Annotated in this window: 14 protein-coding genes; 10 read left to right on the top strand and 4 right to left on the bottom strand. The window is 59.1% G+C overall.

The window, feature by feature from the left end; translation table 11 throughout:
• The first annotated feature begins 112 nt into the window (after window positions 1–112).
• Complete coding sequence (locus AAF358_05700; protein MEM7705025.1) at window positions 113–1,543, top strand: hypothetical protein; 1,431 nt, start codon at window positions 113–115, stop codon at window positions 1,541–1,543.
• 57 nt (window positions 1,544–1,600) lie between these two features.
• Here AAF358_05700 and AAF358_05695 read toward each other — a convergent pair whose 3' ends face one another.
• Together AAF358_05695 and AAF358_05690 are read right to left on the bottom strand one after the other, a co-directional pair.
• A complete protein-coding gene (locus AAF358_05695; GenBank protein ID MEM7705024.1) occupies window positions 1,601–2,590 on the bottom strand; it encodes a zinc-dependent alcohol dehydrogenase family protein in 990 nt (329 codons plus the stop codon).
• Entirely contained in the window at window positions 2,578–3,201 is a 624-nt protein-coding gene (locus tag AAF358_05690; protein MEM7705023.1) for a TetR/AcrR family transcriptional regulator, read from the bottom strand. The genes AAF358_05695 and AAF358_05690 overlap by 13 nt, the downstream gene beginning before the upstream one ends.
• Window positions 3,202–3,332: 131 nt before the next feature.
• On the opposite strand from AAF358_05690, the gene AAF358_05685 reads away from it, so the two are divergent.
• On the top strand, window positions 3,333–3,767 hold the full coding sequence (locus AAF358_05685; protein MEM7705022.1) for a DoxX family membrane protein: 435 nt from the start codon (window positions 3,333–3,335) through the stop codon (window positions 3,765–3,767).
• A gap of 180 nt (window positions 3,768–3,947) precedes the next feature.
• Complete coding sequence (locus AAF358_05680; protein ID MEM7705021.1) at window positions 3,948–4,394, top strand: CBS domain-containing protein; 447 nt, start codon at window positions 3,948–3,950, stop codon at window positions 4,392–4,394.
• Between the two features lie 148 nt (window positions 4,395–4,542).
• Here the strand turns inward: AAF358_05680 and AAF358_05675 are convergent, their stop codons facing one another.
• Window positions 4,543–5,298: a hypothetical protein gene (locus tag AAF358_05675; protein MEM7705020.1), complete on the bottom strand. Its 756-nt coding sequence runs from the start codon at window positions 5,296–5,298 to the stop codon at window positions 4,543–4,545.
• A gap of 53 nt (window positions 5,299–5,351) precedes the next feature.
• On the bottom strand, window positions 5,352–6,185 hold the full coding sequence (locus AAF358_05670) for a CPBP family intramembrane glutamic endopeptidase (GenBank protein MEM7705019.1): 834 nt from the start codon (window positions 6,183–6,185) through the stop codon (window positions 5,352–5,354).
• A 269-nt stretch (window positions 6,186–6,454) separates the two neighbouring features.
• Between AAF358_05670 and AAF358_05665 the strand changes: the two genes are divergently transcribed.
• From AAF358_05665 to AAF358_05635, 7 genes are all read left to right on the top strand, one after another.
• Window positions 6,455–9,271: an esterase-like activity of phytase family protein gene (locus AAF358_05665; GenBank protein MEM7705018.1), complete on the top strand. Its 2,817-nt coding sequence runs from the start codon at window positions 6,455–6,457 to the stop codon at window positions 9,269–9,271.
• 220 nt (window positions 9,272–9,491) lie between these two features.
• Window positions 9,492–10,100 carry a sigma-70 family RNA polymerase sigma factor gene (locus AAF358_05660; GenBank protein ID MEM7705017.1) on the top strand — a complete coding sequence of 203 codons (609 nt, stop codon included), beginning with the start codon at window positions 9,492–9,494 and terminating at the stop codon, window positions 10,098–10,100.
• A complete protein-coding gene (locus AAF358_05655) occupies window positions 10,100–11,161 on the top strand; it encodes a FecR domain-containing protein (protein MEM7705016.1) in 1,062 nt (353 codons plus the stop codon). Before AAF358_05660 ends, AAF358_05655 begins: the two co-directional genes overlap by 1 nt.
• Window positions 11,162–11,625: 464 nt before the next feature.
• Window positions 11,626–13,752 (top strand): TonB-dependent receptor, encoded by a 2,127-nt coding sequence (locus tag AAF358_05650; GenBank protein ID MEM7705015.1) that lies wholly within the window; start codon window positions 11,626–11,628, stop codon window positions 13,750–13,752.
• A 49-nt stretch (window positions 13,753–13,801) separates the two neighbouring features.
• Window positions 13,802–14,044 carry a hypothetical protein gene (locus AAF358_05645; GenBank protein MEM7705014.1) on the top strand — a complete coding sequence of 81 codons (243 nt, stop codon included), beginning with the start codon at window positions 13,802–13,804 and terminating at the stop codon, window positions 14,042–14,044.
• On the top strand, window positions 14,034–14,297 hold the full coding sequence (locus tag AAF358_05640) for a hypothetical protein (protein ID MEM7705013.1): 264 nt from the start codon (window positions 14,034–14,036) through the stop codon (window positions 14,295–14,297). The genes AAF358_05645 and AAF358_05640 overlap by 11 nt, the downstream gene beginning before the upstream one ends.
• Window positions 14,294–15,907: a PepSY-associated TM helix domain-containing protein gene (locus tag AAF358_05635; protein ID MEM7705012.1), complete on the top strand. Its 1,614-nt coding sequence runs from the start codon at window positions 14,294–14,296 to the stop codon at window positions 15,905–15,907. The genes AAF358_05640 and AAF358_05635 overlap by 4 nt, the downstream gene beginning before the upstream one ends.
• The last annotated feature ends 202 nt before the right edge of the window (window positions 15,908–16,109 follow it).

The raw sequence follows: 16,109 nt of genomic DNA, 5'->3' as shown, positions 1-16,109 counted from the left end.
AGCTAAGCCCGGCTGCAGGCTGTGCACATTAGCCCTTGGCGAACGTTGGGTATGCTGCAGGGTGTCGTTTTGTGACACCTGGTCGTTTACGGAAAAACCAGGAGTTTCCTTTATGCAGACCCAATCTCTCGCCGCACTGCTCGCTGGCTGCCTCGTCTCTGGATCGCTGGTCGCACAGCCAGAAATGGTGCGAGACATTTGGCCTGGGCCCGATGGTCAGTTTCAGCTCGACGGCATCGTTAACGGTGGCCAGTTCTTTTTTCGTGCCGATAACGGGAGCGATGGCATCGAGCCTTGGATTAGCGATGGCACCACCGGGGGCACCCAGCTGCTGACCGACCTTCGACTGGGACCTGACGGGTCCTTTCCGACGTTCCGCGGCAGCCTGAACGCGTCGGTGTTTTTTAACGCCACCGACGATATGGCCGGCAGCGAGATATTTTCAATTGCGGCTTTTCCGGGCATCCCGACGGTGTTCGATATTCGCCCTGGCCAGGCGAACTCCAGCCCGTCGTGGTTGGGCATCGTCGGCGGGAGAGTGCTGGTGTCAGCCACGGACAGCAACGGCCAGCGCGAGATCTGGTGGGTCAACGCCAACTCCGGTCCCGTGCTGTATGTCGACATCAATGGGGATCAAGGCAGCTCCAACGCGCAGGCGCTGACGCCGATCGGGTCCAACTCAGCGCTGTTGATCGCGCGACCGGTCACGCCACCCACAATCGGTGCTCGTGTTCATCGGCTGGTCGGTGACACCGCGACAGAGATTCTGGGCACTAACAGCGTACGGCTCACCTTCAGAAACGGCTTTTGGCCGGTGCCGGGAGGCTGGCTGTTTATGGCGACCGCGGAAGGGGAGGCAGACGGGTTTGAGCCCTGGGTCTTGCCAAACGGTAGCGACATTGCTCAGCAGGTTCGGGACATCAATCCGGGCAACGAGAGCGGCTACGCCACGACGGGACTGTTCACGGGTGATCCGATCGGCGGGGTCGTTTACTTTGCCGGCGAGACCGAAGGTGAGGGTGTTGAGCCGTGGCGGAGTGACGGCACCGGCAGCGGCACTTTCATGATCGCAGACGTTTCGACCGGCGACGGAGATTCGGACCCGGAGAAGTTTGTCGAGTTTAATGGCCACGTTTACTTCGGTGGTCAGTCGCCAAGCGGGCCTCAGCTGTGGCGGGTGTCGGGCAGCAACGCGGAGCTGGTTGCAACCATCAGTAGCGACATCAACGGCGCGGCGCCGCGACCCTGGCTCGTGTTCGACAACCATCTGATCTTTCGCGCCGAGACACCGGAGCACGGCTTTGAGTGGTGGGCAGCCAACGGGACGATCGGCGGGGTGTCGCTGATTGCGGACGTCAATCCTGGCCAGGCTGACGGCTCGCCGCGTGGTGAAGCCTGGGTGGTGAACAACACGCTGTTGTGGGAAGGCGATAATGGTGTGGACGGCCGTGAGCTTTGGAAGCTCGACTCTGGGTTCCTGGAGTCACTGTTTACGACAATCTTCCTGGACTCGTTTGAGTGTGTTCCGGCGCTGTGCCCGTAAGTTGACGGGAGATTGTGCTTGCTGACCAGCCTGGCGGTTTGCCGGCGCCACACCCTTTCAGTCGTTGGGCCGAATAATGATTTTGCCCTGACGCTTCAGCCCGGTTTGCCGCTGGTGCGCATAGGCGTCGAGAAAACGGTCGAGCGGATAGGTGCCGGCGATGGCCGCGCGCAGTTCGCCGCTGGCAATCAGCCCGGCCAGCCGCTGATAGATCTCCAGGAGCTCCTCGCTTGAATAGCCGTGTTTCATATTCATACCCTCGAGCGTCACTTCGCGCAGGAAAAGGTCGTGAAACGCCATCTGGCACGGCTCGCCGGTCATAAAACCGTAGTTGATGACCCGACCGCCCTGCGCTACGCAGCGCGCGATCGTGACGGTGGCCGGTCCCGCAACGCAGTCGATGCCGGCAACTACCGCCGCACCGCCGGTTGCTTCGCCAACCTGCATCGCCATGTCGTTGGGGTCGCCGTTGTCCACCAGGGCCACATCCGCTCCGAGTGGCGTTAGCTCGTCGATGAGTTCGGCGCGTCGCACGAGAGAGACCGTTTTGACGCCTTTCATGCGAGCCAGTGCAACCAGATAACGGCCACAGCTCGAGTTGGCGCCGTTCTGGATGATCCACTCACCCGGCTGCGCGCGCGCGTAGTCCTCCAGCAGGAGAAAGGCGGTGAGGCCATTGACCATCGTGAGGGCGAGTTGATCCGCGTCGCCTTCGGGCGCACGCATGAGGTCCGTCGCCGCAACGCAGGCGCAGTCGCGGAAGGCGCCGACGCCACGCGGAACAAACGCTCGGTCGGCAACCTGCCATCCCTCGACACCGGTGCCCAGTGTTTCGACGCGTGCCACTCCTTCTTCGCCCATCCAGCGCGGCACGCCAAAAAATTTGAAGCCCGATTCACCGGTCACAAACTTGACGTCAGCGAGGTGCATGGCCGCCGCTTCTACCCGGAGTAAAACCTCACCGGGTCCTGGCTCCGGATCCGGGCTTTCCACCAGTTCAACCACATCAGCAGCGGCGCCGAAATCGTTTTGCCTCATTGCCCGCATGGATAACTCCTCTCAGGTTTCTTCATCACCCCGGCAAAAGCCAGTTGCGTCTGCGCGGCAACCAGCTCAGAAGGTTCTGCGTTGGCGACCAGCGTCAGCAGCGCGGTGAGCTGGGTATCGAGGTACCGACCCGCCAGCTTCGGGTCGACGCCATCGGCCAGCTCGTCCCGCTCCGCCGCTCGTTCCATCCATTGTCCTAAAGCGGCTATTTGGTCATCGCGCATGGCAATAACCTTCGCAGTTGCTTCTGGGCCCAACGGCTGCAATGACATCCGCGCTTTCGCGAGCAGGCAGCCGGCAGGCAGGTCCGAGGATGTCGTCAGCCAGGTCGTCAGGCCGTGAACGGCGTCTGCCAGCGGCCGCTCCCGGGTGAGTTGTGCGAGGAGCGGATCGATGCGGGTCGTGTGGTACCGGGCGAGCACTGCCGCCATAAGGCCATCTTCGCCGCCAAACTCGCGGTAGAGGCTTGGTTTAGCCATCCCGATCGTGGAACACAGCTCGTTGATCGACAGCCGACCCGGCCCCCGCTCCCACCAAAGAGTCATTGCGGCAGCGACAACGCCATCGCGATCAAAAGTCTTAGGTCTGCCGCGGCCGGTTTTGTTAGTCATCGGGGTGGTCATCGATTTGGAACAGGCGAAAAGTCACCAATATCGTACCAAACGGTTCAATATTTGGTTGATCTAGTGTAAATTAAATACCGAATGGTACGTAAATGCCAGCAAACCGAGGGCACGCGTCGATGTTTTCCGAAAAGCAACTACCCAATCACCTTGCTATTACGCTGGTGGGCCGGCTTTTGTTCACGCTGCTGTTCCTGCTGTCGGGCGTTACGCACTTCACCAACATCCCCGGCTACGTGGCTTTGATGCATGAAGGTGTCCCTTATCGAGAATTCTGGGTGCTGACGTCAGGTGTCGTGGAGTTAGCCGGAGCCGGAATGATACTGTTTAACTGGCGGCCGCGGCTTGGCGGCTGGCTGCTGATCATTTTTCTGCTTCCCGTCACCATTTTGGTGCACGGTTATGAAATGCTGAACGCCACCGACGAGGCGTGGCGGGTGATTCAGCAGGCGTCATTCGTTAAGGGTTTTGCCTTGATCGGGGCTGCGCTTCTGATCACCCAACTGGGTGTTACGCACAGCCCCGTCACGCAAGTTGACGATAATGATGGATAGTCAATCGGTTCAAGACCGAGGGCGCTAACTCCTTTGCTGCCTCATCGATTGCCCCGCGCTGGCGCAATCGCTCCCCTTGGCTTTGTTTGCATATTCGATGCCGGGTTTCGGTCTTTCCACATGTTCTTCACTCGCCATGGTGCACCGTGAGATGCCGTAAATCAGTGTTTGAGATAAGCCATGTCGACAGTCAGCCAATTTCTCGACGAAAAAGGTCGCAACGTCTTTAGCGTTCATCAAGACGCACCCGTGTTTAAAGCCGTTGAATTAATGGCGGAAAAAGACTGCGGTGCTCTGGTTGTGCTGGACGATCTCGACCATTTGTCAGGTGTGATTTCTGAACGCGACTACGCGCGGAAGATTATTCTGCAGCGCAAAGCATCAGCGGATACTCCCGTTTCGGAGATTATGACCGCTGATGTCGTGACGGTGAGCGAACAGCATACGCTGGACGAGTGCCTCAGGGTCATGGGCCAGCAAAACATCCGTCACCTTCCGGTTGTTCACGGTCGAAAAGTGGTCGGTGTCTTGGGAATCGGCGAGCTGGTCACGCACAAGATGCGGGCCAAAGAAGACGAGATTCAAAACCTCACCACCTACATCAACGGGAACTTCGCGTATCGATGATCCGCTCGGCAGGTGTGCCGAGCTAACGCGGCAAACCTAGGGCCCTCGCTCCTAGCCGTCAGCGCAGACGCTGACGGCGACATACCGCAGTTCAAAACTAACCCCGCCCGGGACTGCCGCAAGTCGCTGGAATCCAGGCATATTTCGATCAGCGGTTCTTGTAGGCCCTTAGCGCTGCAGCGAGCCCAGCCAGCGGCACGTCAGCTACAGCCTCACCGAACCGTACATCGCCGAGCGGCTGTTGCCGATAGTCTGTCAGTAGCGAGCCCAGCTCGCGCTGACATAGGACGTCAACCAGACGTTCTTTTTCCCAGTGCGACAGATCAAATCGCTGCACCAGCGCCTCTTCAACCGCGATGTGCATCATCTCGTGAACAATCGTGTGAGCGCCCCCGCCGCCTTTGAAACGCCCATCCGGCGTCGTCAGCATGGTTATGGTCGCTGATTCCGGGTTGTAGGAGCCACCGGGGCCATAGAGCGTCAGGACAACCGTGTACTCCTTCGGCACGTAAAACGATAACGAGTCGTCGAGTGTCGAGAACCACTTCAGGGCCTGCTGAAGCATGGGCTTGCGTTCATGAAGTACCGCCATGGCGGAAGCAAAATCTGTCTCGCGATAAACCTCATCGGCAAACGTGCTGAGGCTCCCGGTTTCTCCTTCCTCGTCGAAGCCCTGGTGGTCGGGCAGGGACACGTCATAGCCATTGGCGTCGAAGAAACTCATCTGACTCAGGGTTTGCTGCAGATATTCGTAGGCCTCGGCAGGTGTTTGCGGGCGAACGACCAGGCGCTTCCCGTTGGCCTCGACAGCGAAGCCCTGATGATCGGTCTGCTGCGCCACGGCCTGCAGCGCAAAAAGCGTGAGGCCAAGGACTAACACCTTGCTGGATTTCTTAGGTTTCATAGGAGACGTTTTGCGTGGGCAGTGACATCATAGCCTCTCGACGGGTACTGACCTCAAGCCGCCGACTTGAGGGGCTCCGGCATCGCGCGCTGCACGAGCCAGCGCCCATGGAGCCGGGAGCCTGAGCCTCGTCGCCTCACCATCCCAACGGTGACGGCAATGGACAGCGCAATTGTCGCAAACCGAAAGATGTTGCCCACGGCGCCCCCGAGGGCCGTGTCGCTGATCGCAAACAGCCCCCACCAGGCGTTCATCAGCACGTGGAAGGTGATCGGCACCCACAGGTTGTCGTCCCACTCGGCGTAGAGATACGCAAACCACACCGCGCCGGTGGCGGTGATGGCGACAACACCCACGGTCTCAGCGAGATCCGCACCCTGCCACATATGGCCTGCCCCGAAGAACACCGCGCCAAGAAGGCTGGCCGGCAGAAAGCCCCAGCCGCCGAAGCGAAACAGCAGCCCAAACAAGAATCCCCGAAAAAAGATCTCTTCGAACACGCCAGGGAACAGCGAGTACGCTGTTTGGCTCCATAGCGGCCGCTCGCCCGGGCTGAAGGAGCCGAAGAGGGCGTAGCCAATCAGCATAGGGAGGGTACAAAACACCCCAACGGCCAAACCGGTCCAAAGGTTGGCCTGCAGTCCCAGCGCCCAGGGCGCCCGGCGAAAACCGAAAAACAGCGCAGCGATCGCCAGCGGGGGGAGGAGTTGCCAGCTGTGATTCAGTAAAAGCCGCTCGGTCAGCGAATCCCAATTCATCTCTACTTCCAGAGATTGGTAGAGCGGAAACGCCAGCTGGTCAGCGATGAGGAAGACCAGGATCACAATCAGGTTGCGTTGCCAGGGTTGAAACCTGGGGCTTTGCTGGTGGGTCGTTTCGGCGCGCATAGGTCTCGCTAATTCCAAATGTCTGGTTTTGGTCTCGGGTTTGGTCCATCGAAGCTGAACGCTTTGATCGCTCCTTTCACGCTAGATACGAGCGCCCAAGCGACTTGTTACAGGAGCCCAATCGCTAGGCTGACTACATAAACGAACCATCCCGCCGGGGGTATGTCGAGCCTGCAATATCTCTGTCATAAAACCGCAACGGTTTTGCAAAGCGTGTCCCGTCTACTTGCGGCTCCCCCGCTAACTAAAACGTCATCAAAGGCGCGCACATGACCCATAAACCCCGTTTTCGAACTCTGGCGGCGGCTATTGCCCTGGCCACCGCCACCATGACTGCAACCGCAGGCACACCCGATTTCCAGCTCGACCTACGCGGCAGCTTCGCCGGCAACGGCGCTGAGATCTTAAGTCACGACTCCAGCACGGGCAGGGTGTTCGTAACCAACTCCAACGACAACACGGTGGACGTCATCGACATCAGCGATCCGGATACGCCGGTGCTGTTGCTGCAGATCGATGTATCCCCTTACGGTGCTGGAGTGACCAGCGTCGCCGCTAACGACGGCCTGATTGCTGCCGCCATCGAAAGCGCCAGCGCCACGACGCCGGGTGTGATCGCCGTATTCGATCCCGACGGCAATCTGCTGCGGATTTTTGGTGCCGGCGTCCTGCCCGATAACGTGGTTTTCAGCCCGGACGGCAATTACATCTTGTCAGCCAACGAAGGCGAACCGAACGGCACCGACCCGCGCGGCTCGGTGACGGTCATCGATCTGACCGAAGGTTTGGATAAAGCGACTGCGCAGCTGGCGGACTTCTCAGCCTTTGACGGCCAGGAGGCAACCCTGCGGGCTCGCGGAATCCGCATCTTTGACGGCACGGTTGCGGGCCGCGACCTGGAGCCTGAGTACGTGGCTGTTTCGCCGGCAGGCGACGTCGCCTACGTGACGCTGCAAGAGGCTAACGCCGTCGGCGTTGTTGACCTCGCCACGGCAACGGTTCTGGACGTGCTGCCCCTCGGTCTGAAAGACCACTCGCGGGGTCTGCCGGCCGCTACGAGTATCGAATTTCCCACGCTGCCGGTACTAGGCATCACGCCCGCAGGCCAGGAGATTCTGCTGGGTGGATTCTCGGGTCTTTGGTACGAAGGCATGGACGCCACGTCGGGCGCGCTGCAGTTTGTGACGGTCCCCGATCGTGGGCCGAACGGTGAACCCACGGACGTTGACAACGACGGCGCGGTGGAGCGCCCGTTTGTGCTGCCGGACTACCAGGCACGCGTTGTCCGCTTCGAGCTGGCGACCGACAACACGATCAGCATCACCGACACGCTGCTGCTGACCCGTGCGGACGGCACGACGCCGATCACCGGGCTGCCGAATATCGATGGGGCTGACGAAGAGCCGGTGGATCTGAACGGCAACGCGCTGCCGCTCGATGAGTTCGGTGCGGACCTCGAAGGCGTGGTGATCGACGGGGCTGGCAACTACTGGATGGTGGACGAGTACCGTCCGGCGATCTATCAGTTCGATCCGGCCGGTCAGCTGCTGAATCGCTACATCCCGGAAGGCACCGCGGCCGCCGCCGGGCAGCCCGTTGGCACTTATGGCGCCGAAACGCTGCCGGCGGAATACGCCAACCGCCGCCGCAACCGCGGCTTTGAGGCGATGGCCCTGGATACCGATGCGGGCATTCTCTACGCGTTTATCCAGACGCCGCTGTCCAACCCCGATCGCGTCGCTGGCGACGCCTCTCGCATCATTCGCATGCTTGGCATCGATCCGGCTGACGGCTCGGTGGTCGCCGAATACGTCTACGTGCTGAACAAGCCCGCTTTCCGGGAAGGCAATGTGGACAAAATCGGTGATGCGGTCTACGCGGGTAACAACGAGTTATACGTCATCGAACGCGACTCGGCGGTCAGCGCCACAGCGAAGAAGCCGATCTCCAAGATCAGCCTGCTGGGGGCCACCAACCTGCGTGACCCCAGCGCACCGGCGCTTAACGCCGGCCTGACGCTTGAGCAACACACGCCGGATGATCTGGCAGCGCTCGGCATCCGGCCGGTCGACAAAGTCAAAATCACCAACCTGCCATCGATCGGTTATCAGGCTGGCGACAAGCCTGAAGGTCTGGCGCTCCTGCCGGACGGTCGTCTCGCGGTGCTCAACGACAACGACTTTGGCCTGCTCGACACCCCGATCCCGGTCGACGGCAGCGTGCCGCTCAACCCGGAGCCGACCCCGGTTGTGCTGGGTCTGATCGATTTCACGCAGCCGGCTGGTCTGGACGCTTCCGATCGCGATAACGCCATCAATATCACCAACTGGCCGGTCTGGGGTATGTTCATGCCCGACACGATCGCGACCTACGCCGACGCTGACGGCAATACCTACTTTGTCACCGCCAACGAGGGTGACGATCGCGGTGAGGACGAGCGGATCGGCGATCTGACGCTGGACGCGGCCGTGTTCCCCAACGCCACGGACCTACAGCAGAACGAGCAGCTAGGCCGGCTGGGTGCCTCGACGGTCGACGGCAACCTGGACGATGACCCGGAGCTTGAGCGGCTGCAGGTATATGGTGCGCGCTCGTTCACCATCTGGGATCGGTTCGGCAACCTGGTATACGACAGCGGTGACGATCTCGAGCAGCGAACCGCCGCCGCCTTTCCGGATCACTTCAACTCCAACAACGATGAAGGCCCGAGTCTGGAAAGCCGCAGTGATAACAAGGGCCCCGAGCCGGAAGCGCTGGCTGTGTCCACACTGCCGGATGGCCGTGTGGTGGCTTATGTCGGCCTGGAGCGGATCGGCGGTGTGGCCGCGTACGACGTGACCGACCCTCGCAACGTGACGTTCCTTCAGTACGTCAACAATCGAGACTTCACGCAGACCTTCGACGAAGACGCTCTGGAACTCGATCCTACGCTGGCAAGAGATCTGGCACCTGAGGGCATCGTTGTGTTCACAGGCCCCGAAGGCAAGCCGATGGTTGGCATCGCCAACGAGGTGAGCTTCACGACTACGCTCTACGACATCTCGGTCGACACGATCTTCAACAGCAGCTTCGAAGGAGCAGATTAAAAACCGCTAGACCGGGGCGAATCGCGTAAGAAAAATCGGGGGGAGTAAGCCCCCCGAAACCTTGTTGAACTGCACTCACGTCCACGATATCCTTCTGAGAATGATTCCCATTTCTCAGTTGAGGTGCCTCGGCTCAATCCAGGTTCAGCAGTACTTGATCTGGCCTAGAAACCTCAGCCGCAACTAGCGCGAGCGTTGGCTGGATCTTCTTCCGTTTATCGTGACGAAACCTGCAGCGTCATCGCCCAAGCGCTCCTTAGGCACTCCGGCACCTGAACCCGCTTTGCTGGCCTCAGCCAAGGCAAGTGTGGCCCCCTCCGCCATCGATACCCTTTTCGCCGCTCATGCCTCTGAGCTGTCTGGGTATCTCAGAAAGACCTTTGGAGACGGCCCCCCGGACCCCGAAGATATGGCGCAGGAAGCGTTTCGTCGGCTGGCTGAGGTCCGAGACCCGTCATCTATTAACAACTTGAAGGCCTATTTGTGGCGCACGGCGCGCAACCTGACCCTCACTGAAAAGCGTAATTCGCGTACCCGTTCCCGCTATGAGTTTGAGATAAAGCACCTTTATTTTGGTGGCGAGGGTACCGAATCGGACCCGGAAAGGGTCTCAGAAGTGCAGGAGCAGCTGAAATTGGTTTCGGCAGCCCTGAAACAGATGCCGCCGCGGCGCCGGAGAGCTTTCCTGCTCCATCGGATCGAGAACCTCAATCTGGCTGCCGTCGGTAGGGAATTGGGCATCACGCGGCGCGCGGCCGTCAAGCACGTTGCGCGCGCTGTGCTCGACATCGAGGCTGCCTTTGATGGGCAGCAAGGCTCTAACGGTTAATGGCAGCGCTAAAGGCACGGTATCATCAAGCAACGAAGGCGGCAGCTGTTGAATGGCGGCTGTTGGTACTTGACGGTGAGCTATCCCCGGAAGAGCAGGAGGACTTCGACGAGTGGCTTGCAAAAGACCCACGACACGTAGAGGCCTATCAGCACGCGGCCGACACCTGGGATGCGCTTGGGACTATCCGGCGAGACAATCTCGACGTCGCGCTGTTTGAAGGGTCTGAAGCTGGACTTGCCCGTCGAGCCCTCGGCTTCTTGAAAGCACCTCGATTCCCCTCCCCAGGTTTGATCTTTCCTGCGGCTGTGGCCGCCATAGCTGTATTCATGTTGGCCCTGATAATTGGGTCTGGCAACCCGCAAGACGCTGGCTCGGCAGCGATGGTGACGGCTCATGAAACCGCTAAAGGTCAGACCAGGAGCGTGACGCTTTCAGACGCTACCGAGATAGTGCTTGGTGCTTCTACCAAACTGCGGGTTTCAATGTCTGAGGCTGAACGCCGCGTCGAGCTACTCGGCGGCGCAGCGGTCTTCGACGTTGCCGCAGACCCCGAGCGACCCTTTCTGGTTGTTGCAGAGTCGCTGACCGTTCGTGTGATAGGAACGGTGTTCGACGTACGTAATAACGGAGGTGTGGTCCGCGTATCGGTGGCGGAGGGAACGGTTGAAGCTTTGCACCCGATCGTCATTTCGGGCACCCATTCCGACATGATGGCTACTCGGGAAATGACGGTCGGTCAGCAGCTGTCAGCCTCCAGGGAGCAGGGACTGTCAACAATTGCCTCCTTTCCGCCAGAAGATTTTGCGTTGTGGCGATCGGATCGATTGAAATACGCCGGGGCAACGCTTAGGGAATTGATCGGTGACGCCAACCGCTACTCAACGCGTGAAATTGTCCTCGACGGCCTTCCTGACGAGCTTGCCAATGAAAAGGTTGCGGTTTCTTTCAGTGGCGAGGACATCGATGGCTTGCTTGCAACGTTACCTCATATGTTCGCTGTCGAGGTTACCGAGGGAAAGGAAGGCCAGATATTGATCCGCGGCAAAGCGGAGCGTTAGTCACGAGTCATGCGCGCGAGATTTTTTGGGTTGCGGGTACTGATTTTGGCACCCCATGAGTCTTATGAATGTAGTTGCGATTGAGAGGCAGTCGCGATGAGGCATTGCAAAAGGGGTGATTCGTGGGGAAACGCACAACAAAAAGCTCGTCAGCGGTCGTCGTTCTGATTACGGCGCTATTCGCGACAGGGTTCGGGAGCACGGGCGCAAGCGCCCAGAGCACAAGCGCTGGGACTGCGCCCACCGATATCGACCTACCAGCGGGTCCGCTTGCCGAAACGCTAATCGAGTTAGGGGACGCCCTTGGCGTTAACATCATCGCCCCCGAATCATTGATTGCTGGGCAATCGTCACCAGCCGTTCGCGGGCGTTATACCGCTGCCGTTGCGCTCCAACGCGCGCTCCAGGACTCTGGCCTCATTGCGACAAGAACATCTCGAGGTGATTTTACGATTACCGAATCCATGATCGATGAGTCAACGGACGCTGGTCAAAGCGGCAATGCTTCCCAGGAGGAGGAACGGGGCCCTTTGGAGCTGGAGTCGGTGACGGTAACCGGTGAGCTTCGCGAGCGAACGCTGCAGGTCACCCGGACCAGCGCGATCGTGATTACCGCGGAGGAACTGAAGCGACGAAGCGATAACAGTCTCATTGAGGTGCTGGACCGGACGCCGGGGGTTGTGCCGAATGGCGAAGGGTTTTCCGTTCGCGGAATCCCCTACAACGGTGTCGGTTTTGCCGGTTCTGGCTTGACGGTTTCCACTCAGATCGATGGTGTAGCGCTCCCCAACTTCAACTCTACGCGGAACGGCACGTATTCGATGTGGGACATCAATCAGGTTGAAGTGTTGCTGGGGCCGCAATCGACCCAGCAAGGTCGAAACGCGCTTGCCGGTGCGATCATCATTAATCCCAACGACCCCACCTTTGACCAGGAGTTCGCTGGTCGAGCGGAGTTTGCATCAAGAGATTTTCAACGCTATTCGGCAATGGCTAACGTGCCGCTACTGGACGACGAGCTGGCCTTAAGAGTTAGTGCCGACGTGCTTCGCGAAACCGGATTACCCTTTAATACCTTTCGGGACGAGGAAGCCGACGAGCGCGAGAACGACTATTTTAGAGCTGCTTTGCGCTGGTCTCCGAACGACAGGCTCGACGCGGTCTTGTCAGCTTCCTACTCCAATACGGTCCGTGGCGTCGATCTGGTCATTGGTCCGAGTTTCCCAAGCTCGTTTGATGTGGCGTTTGATAACGATGGAGGAGAAGACGCGGAGAACACCATCGTCCGCTTGGAGCTCGATTACGTGCTGAGCGATCGCCTGACGTTTACATCCCAGACCAATTATTTTAGCTTCGATCAGGTTACTTCTCGCGATCTGGACTTCACGCCTGCTCGCTTGTTCAACGATGCACAGGATATCGGCTCACGGGTTGTTGAACAGGACTTCCAGCTGGCTTTTGAATACGAGAAAGTCGTTGGCACGGTGGGCATGTTCTATAGCGAGATCAAACCTGACAATCGGTTTATTTTCTCGATTGATGCCGGGGCTCTGACGGGTATTCCGCCGCTCGCCGGTGTTACCGTCTCACAGAACTCTACCGACCGCAGTAACGTACAAAACCTCGCAGTTTTCGGTGAGGTCGATGTGCGATTGGACTGGTTATCACCAGACCTAAGTCTGACTCTCGGTGCACGTTACGACGATGAAGACTTCGATCTTGATGTCGGGATCATGTACGACATTCCCCCAGAGGCGAGTTTTTTGGCCGCCGCGTTTCAAGACGAAGCGGGTGGCGGCAGCACGTCTTATGATGCGTTCCTGCCGAAGGTCGGCCTGACCTATGACTACACGCAGGACCAGTCATTCAGTCTTGTGTATCAGCAGGGCTACCGCGGCGGCGGCGTCTCTACAGTCCTTGGCGGCAGCGTCGCCTTTGATGCAGAGTCCACGGACAATATAGAGCTAGCCTATCGGGGTTCGTTTCTTGACGATCGCATTCGTGTTCGGGCCAACGCTTTTCACACCGATTGGACCGATCAGCAGGTGACCGCGACCACAATCCTCGAAATCGGCGGCAACGAGTTAGAGCAGCCCACAACGGTCAATGCCGGCGAGTCTCGATTGTTTGGTGGTGAGCTAAGCGTTGAGGCCGACTTGTCCGCACAGTTTTCGTTGTTTGGTACGGTCGCCTACGTCAACTCGGAGTTCACGACTTTCGTCGAAAACGCAAACACTGACAACGCCCAAGACTTTGCAGGCAACGAATTCGCGTTTTCGCCCGAGATTACCGCCTATTTGGGCGGCTCTTATGCCTGGGAAAATGGCCTTCGGTTTGAGGCGTCTGCGGCTTACACGGGTTCGCACTTCACGGATCCCGAGAATTTCATACCGGTTGACGATCGCTGGGTGCTCTACGCTGACTTGGGCTACCAGTACAAGAACTACACGCTGAGTGTCTACGTACGCAACCTCCTCGACGAAGAGTATTTGCCCATTGGTGATGGGTTTCCGTCGTTTCTTGGGCCACCTATTCAAACCCGTCTCGGCGAGCCCCGCACCGTAGGTGCGTTTGTTCGTTACGACTTCTGATGTCTAGCGGCGAGGTATTGCAAGGAAAATTCAGTACGTGATTGCGGGAATGAGCATTGCCTTGGCGGTGGCTTCAGCGGTCTTTACTCACTTAGGCGTCCGTCACGCGGCTAGTCGTGTAAGGTCTGCCTTCCTCGCCGCCGCGCTGGCGGCAATCAGCGTGGGATTCTGGTTCGGTGAGGCGCTGGGAGGTTTCTGGCCAGGTTTCTACACGCTACTGTCGGTGTACTTTCTGACCACGGTCATCACCCCGTGGGTCAGCTATTTGCGGATAGCAAAGCATGATCGCTAGGTCTTTTGTCGGTGTGCTGCTGTCGATTCCTGCGAGCGTGATCCTGATTGCACTTATTCTGGCGGCTACCCCGCCGTTGCCGTCGCTCCGGGTGCCCACGCTGCTGATGTTGATTCCGCTGTGGGTGGCGGTGGCAACAGCCAGCTTTCTGATTCCAAAGGCCTGGATGGCCGCTGTTGTTTTGCTGGCGGTGTCGCTGGGCGGCTATGGATTGATCGAGCTGCTGGCAAAGCTTGGGATCGGCGGCGCGTGAAGTCGTCGACGCTGAAGACCTTCACGAGTCTGCATACCTGGGCTGGGCTGGGTACGGGTATGGCGCTGTTTATCGCGTTTTATGCCGGCGCGCTAACCGTGTTTTTCCATGAGCTGGAGTCGTGGGACAGCTACACGGGCGTTCCCTCGGTGACACAGGACCTCGGCCAGGCCCAGCAGCTCATCGACCAGGTGCTGGCGGTAGATCCTGACGCGGCAGTGAACTTCCATCTGCACCTGGGCGATGCGCACGGACACGGCCACCAGCTGTACTGGTTCGAAGGACTGGACGACGGGACGTTCGAGAGCCACGGTTACGAGCTTGCCGAGAACGGCGTCCTGCGCGACGTAGAGAGCAATGCGGCGCTAGGCGAGTTTATCTATCGGTTGCATTACACTGCGGGTCTCCCCAGCAGCTGGGGGCTCTACGTGCTGGGTGTGGTCTGCCTAATTTATGGCCTGGCGCTGATCTCTGGCCTGATCATCTTCCTGCCGGACTTTCTGAAAAACCTGTTGATCATCCGCTCCACGAAGAACCTGAAACGCTTCTGGCTGGACACGCACAACGTGGTGGGGGTGATTTCGCTGCCGTGGCACTTCATGTTTGTTTGGAGCAGCGTGCTGCTGGCGTTTGGCGTGCTGCTGCTGGCACCGTTCCAGTCGCTGGTTTTTCAGCAAGAGAACCTGTTTGCGCTGCTGGCCCCTGAGCTTGGGTTGGTTCAGCCGCCAAGCCCAACCGGCACACCGGCTGCACTGTTGACGGTGACCGAGCTGGTTGCCAAGGCCCAAGCGCAGCTTCCCGGGCTGATGGTGGGAGAGCTGAGCTTCACTCACGCCGGTGATCTTGGTAGCGCGGTACAGGTGTCTGGAACTATCGAAGGGGGCACAACGTTAGCGCCGAATGCGATGGTGATGCTATCTGCAGTGACCGGAAAATCGCTGGCGCTCAATGATCCTGCCACCGCCACCCTCGGCGCAGACCTGTTCAATGGCCTGATCTCGCTGCACTTTGCGACCTTCGGCGGCTACCCGTTGAAGTGGGTGTACTTTTTCCTTGGCCTCGCCGGCGCGTTCCTGTTTTATTCCGGCAACCTGTTGTGGGTGGAGACCCGGCGCAAGCGGAGGCAGCCGCAGCAGCGAAGGGACGCCCGCTTTCTGGCTAAGCTGAATAGCGGCGTGTGCATCGGCTGCATGGCCGGCATCTCGACCGCGTTTCTCATGAGTCGAGTAGCCGTTGAGCTGCCTAATCAAACCGAGCTGACTGAGCTGGCTTATTTTGTGGTGTTTTTTGCAGCGATCGGCTGGTGCTTTGTTCGCTCGGTGGCAGCCGGTGCAAGGGATTTGCTTTACCTTGCGGCAGCGTTAAGCGCAGCTATCCCGCTGGCCGACGCCATCGTGGTAGACATGCCGCTGTGGCGCAGCGCAGCAACCGGCCAGTGGGGACTGCTGCTGGTAAACCTGCTGGCATTGATCGGCACGGCGGCGTTTTGGCGCATGGGTCGTGCGGTGCACCAGCGATCCCAGTACGGGGATCCCAACAGCGTTTGGGCGCAACCGAAAAATCATCCTGAACCGGATCGACGCCAGCAGGTCCTTGCCGAGGACGGGTGAGAATTTTTTTGTAACCGGTCACCGAGTCACCGAAAGCCGCGTCTTTTTTGCTGTCCTCTGTTTGAAGGCAAAACGACCGATCGGTTGGCCTGTTGCTGCATTTTCCTGCGACTAAGCACCTGCCGAAACACTTAGAACGCTCCACGAAAGTCGCCGCCACACGCAAGGCCGTTCACCCACCGATTCAACGCTGGTTACCACG

Source organism: Pseudomonadota bacterium (assembly GCA_039033415.1).
Taxonomy (GTDB): Bacteria; Pseudomonadota; Gammaproteobacteria; order Xanthomonadales; family SZUA-38; genus JANQOZ01.
The sequence above is the reverse complement of the archived record's forward strand: the minus strand, read 5'-3'. Positions and strand labels throughout refer to the sequence as shown.

Bases quoted from the DNA above. Each gene is read 5' to 3' on its own strand.
- AAF358_05700 (MEM7705025.1), top strand. From the start codon at position 113: ATGCAGACCCAATCTCTCGCCGCACTGCTCGCTGGCTGCCTCGTCTCT.
- AAF358_05695 (MEM7705024.1), bottom strand. From the start codon at position 2,590: ATGCGGGCAATGAGGCAAAACGATTTCGGCGCCGCTGCTGATGTGGTT.
- AAF358_05690 (MEM7705023.1), bottom strand. From the start codon at position 3,201: ATGACTAACAAAACCGGCCGCGGCAGACCTAAGACTTTTGATCGCGAT.
- AAF358_05685 (MEM7705022.1), top strand. From the start codon at position 3,333: ATGTTTTCCGAAAAGCAACTACCCAATCACCTTGCTATTACGCTGGTG.
- AAF358_05680 (MEM7705021.1), top strand. From the start codon at position 3,948: ATGTCGACAGTCAGCCAATTTCTCGACGAAAAAGGTCGCAACGTCTTT.
- AAF358_05675 (MEM7705020.1), bottom strand. From the start codon at position 5,298: ATGAAACCTAAGAAATCCAGCAAGGTGTTAGTCCTTGGCCTCACGCTT.
- AAF358_05670 (MEM7705019.1), bottom strand. From the start codon at position 6,185: ATGCGCGCCGAAACGACCCACCAGCAAAGCCCCAGGTTTCAACCCTGG.
- AAF358_05665 (MEM7705018.1), top strand. From the start codon at position 6,455: ATGACCCATAAACCCCGTTTTCGAACTCTGGCGGCGGCTATTGCCCTG.
- AAF358_05655 (MEM7705016.1), top strand. From the start codon at position 10,100: ATGGCAGCGCTAAAGGCACGGTATCATCAAGCAACGAAGGCGGCAGCT.
- AAF358_05650 (MEM7705015.1), top strand. From the start codon at position 11,626: ATGATCGATGAGTCAACGGACGCTGGTCAAAGCGGCAATGCTTCCCAG.
- AAF358_05645 (MEM7705014.1), top strand. From the start codon at position 13,802: ATGAGCATTGCCTTGGCGGTGGCTTCAGCGGTCTTTACTCACTTAGGC.
- AAF358_05640 (MEM7705013.1), top strand. From the start codon at position 14,034: ATGATCGCTAGGTCTTTTGTCGGTGTGCTGCTGTCGATTCCTGCGAGC.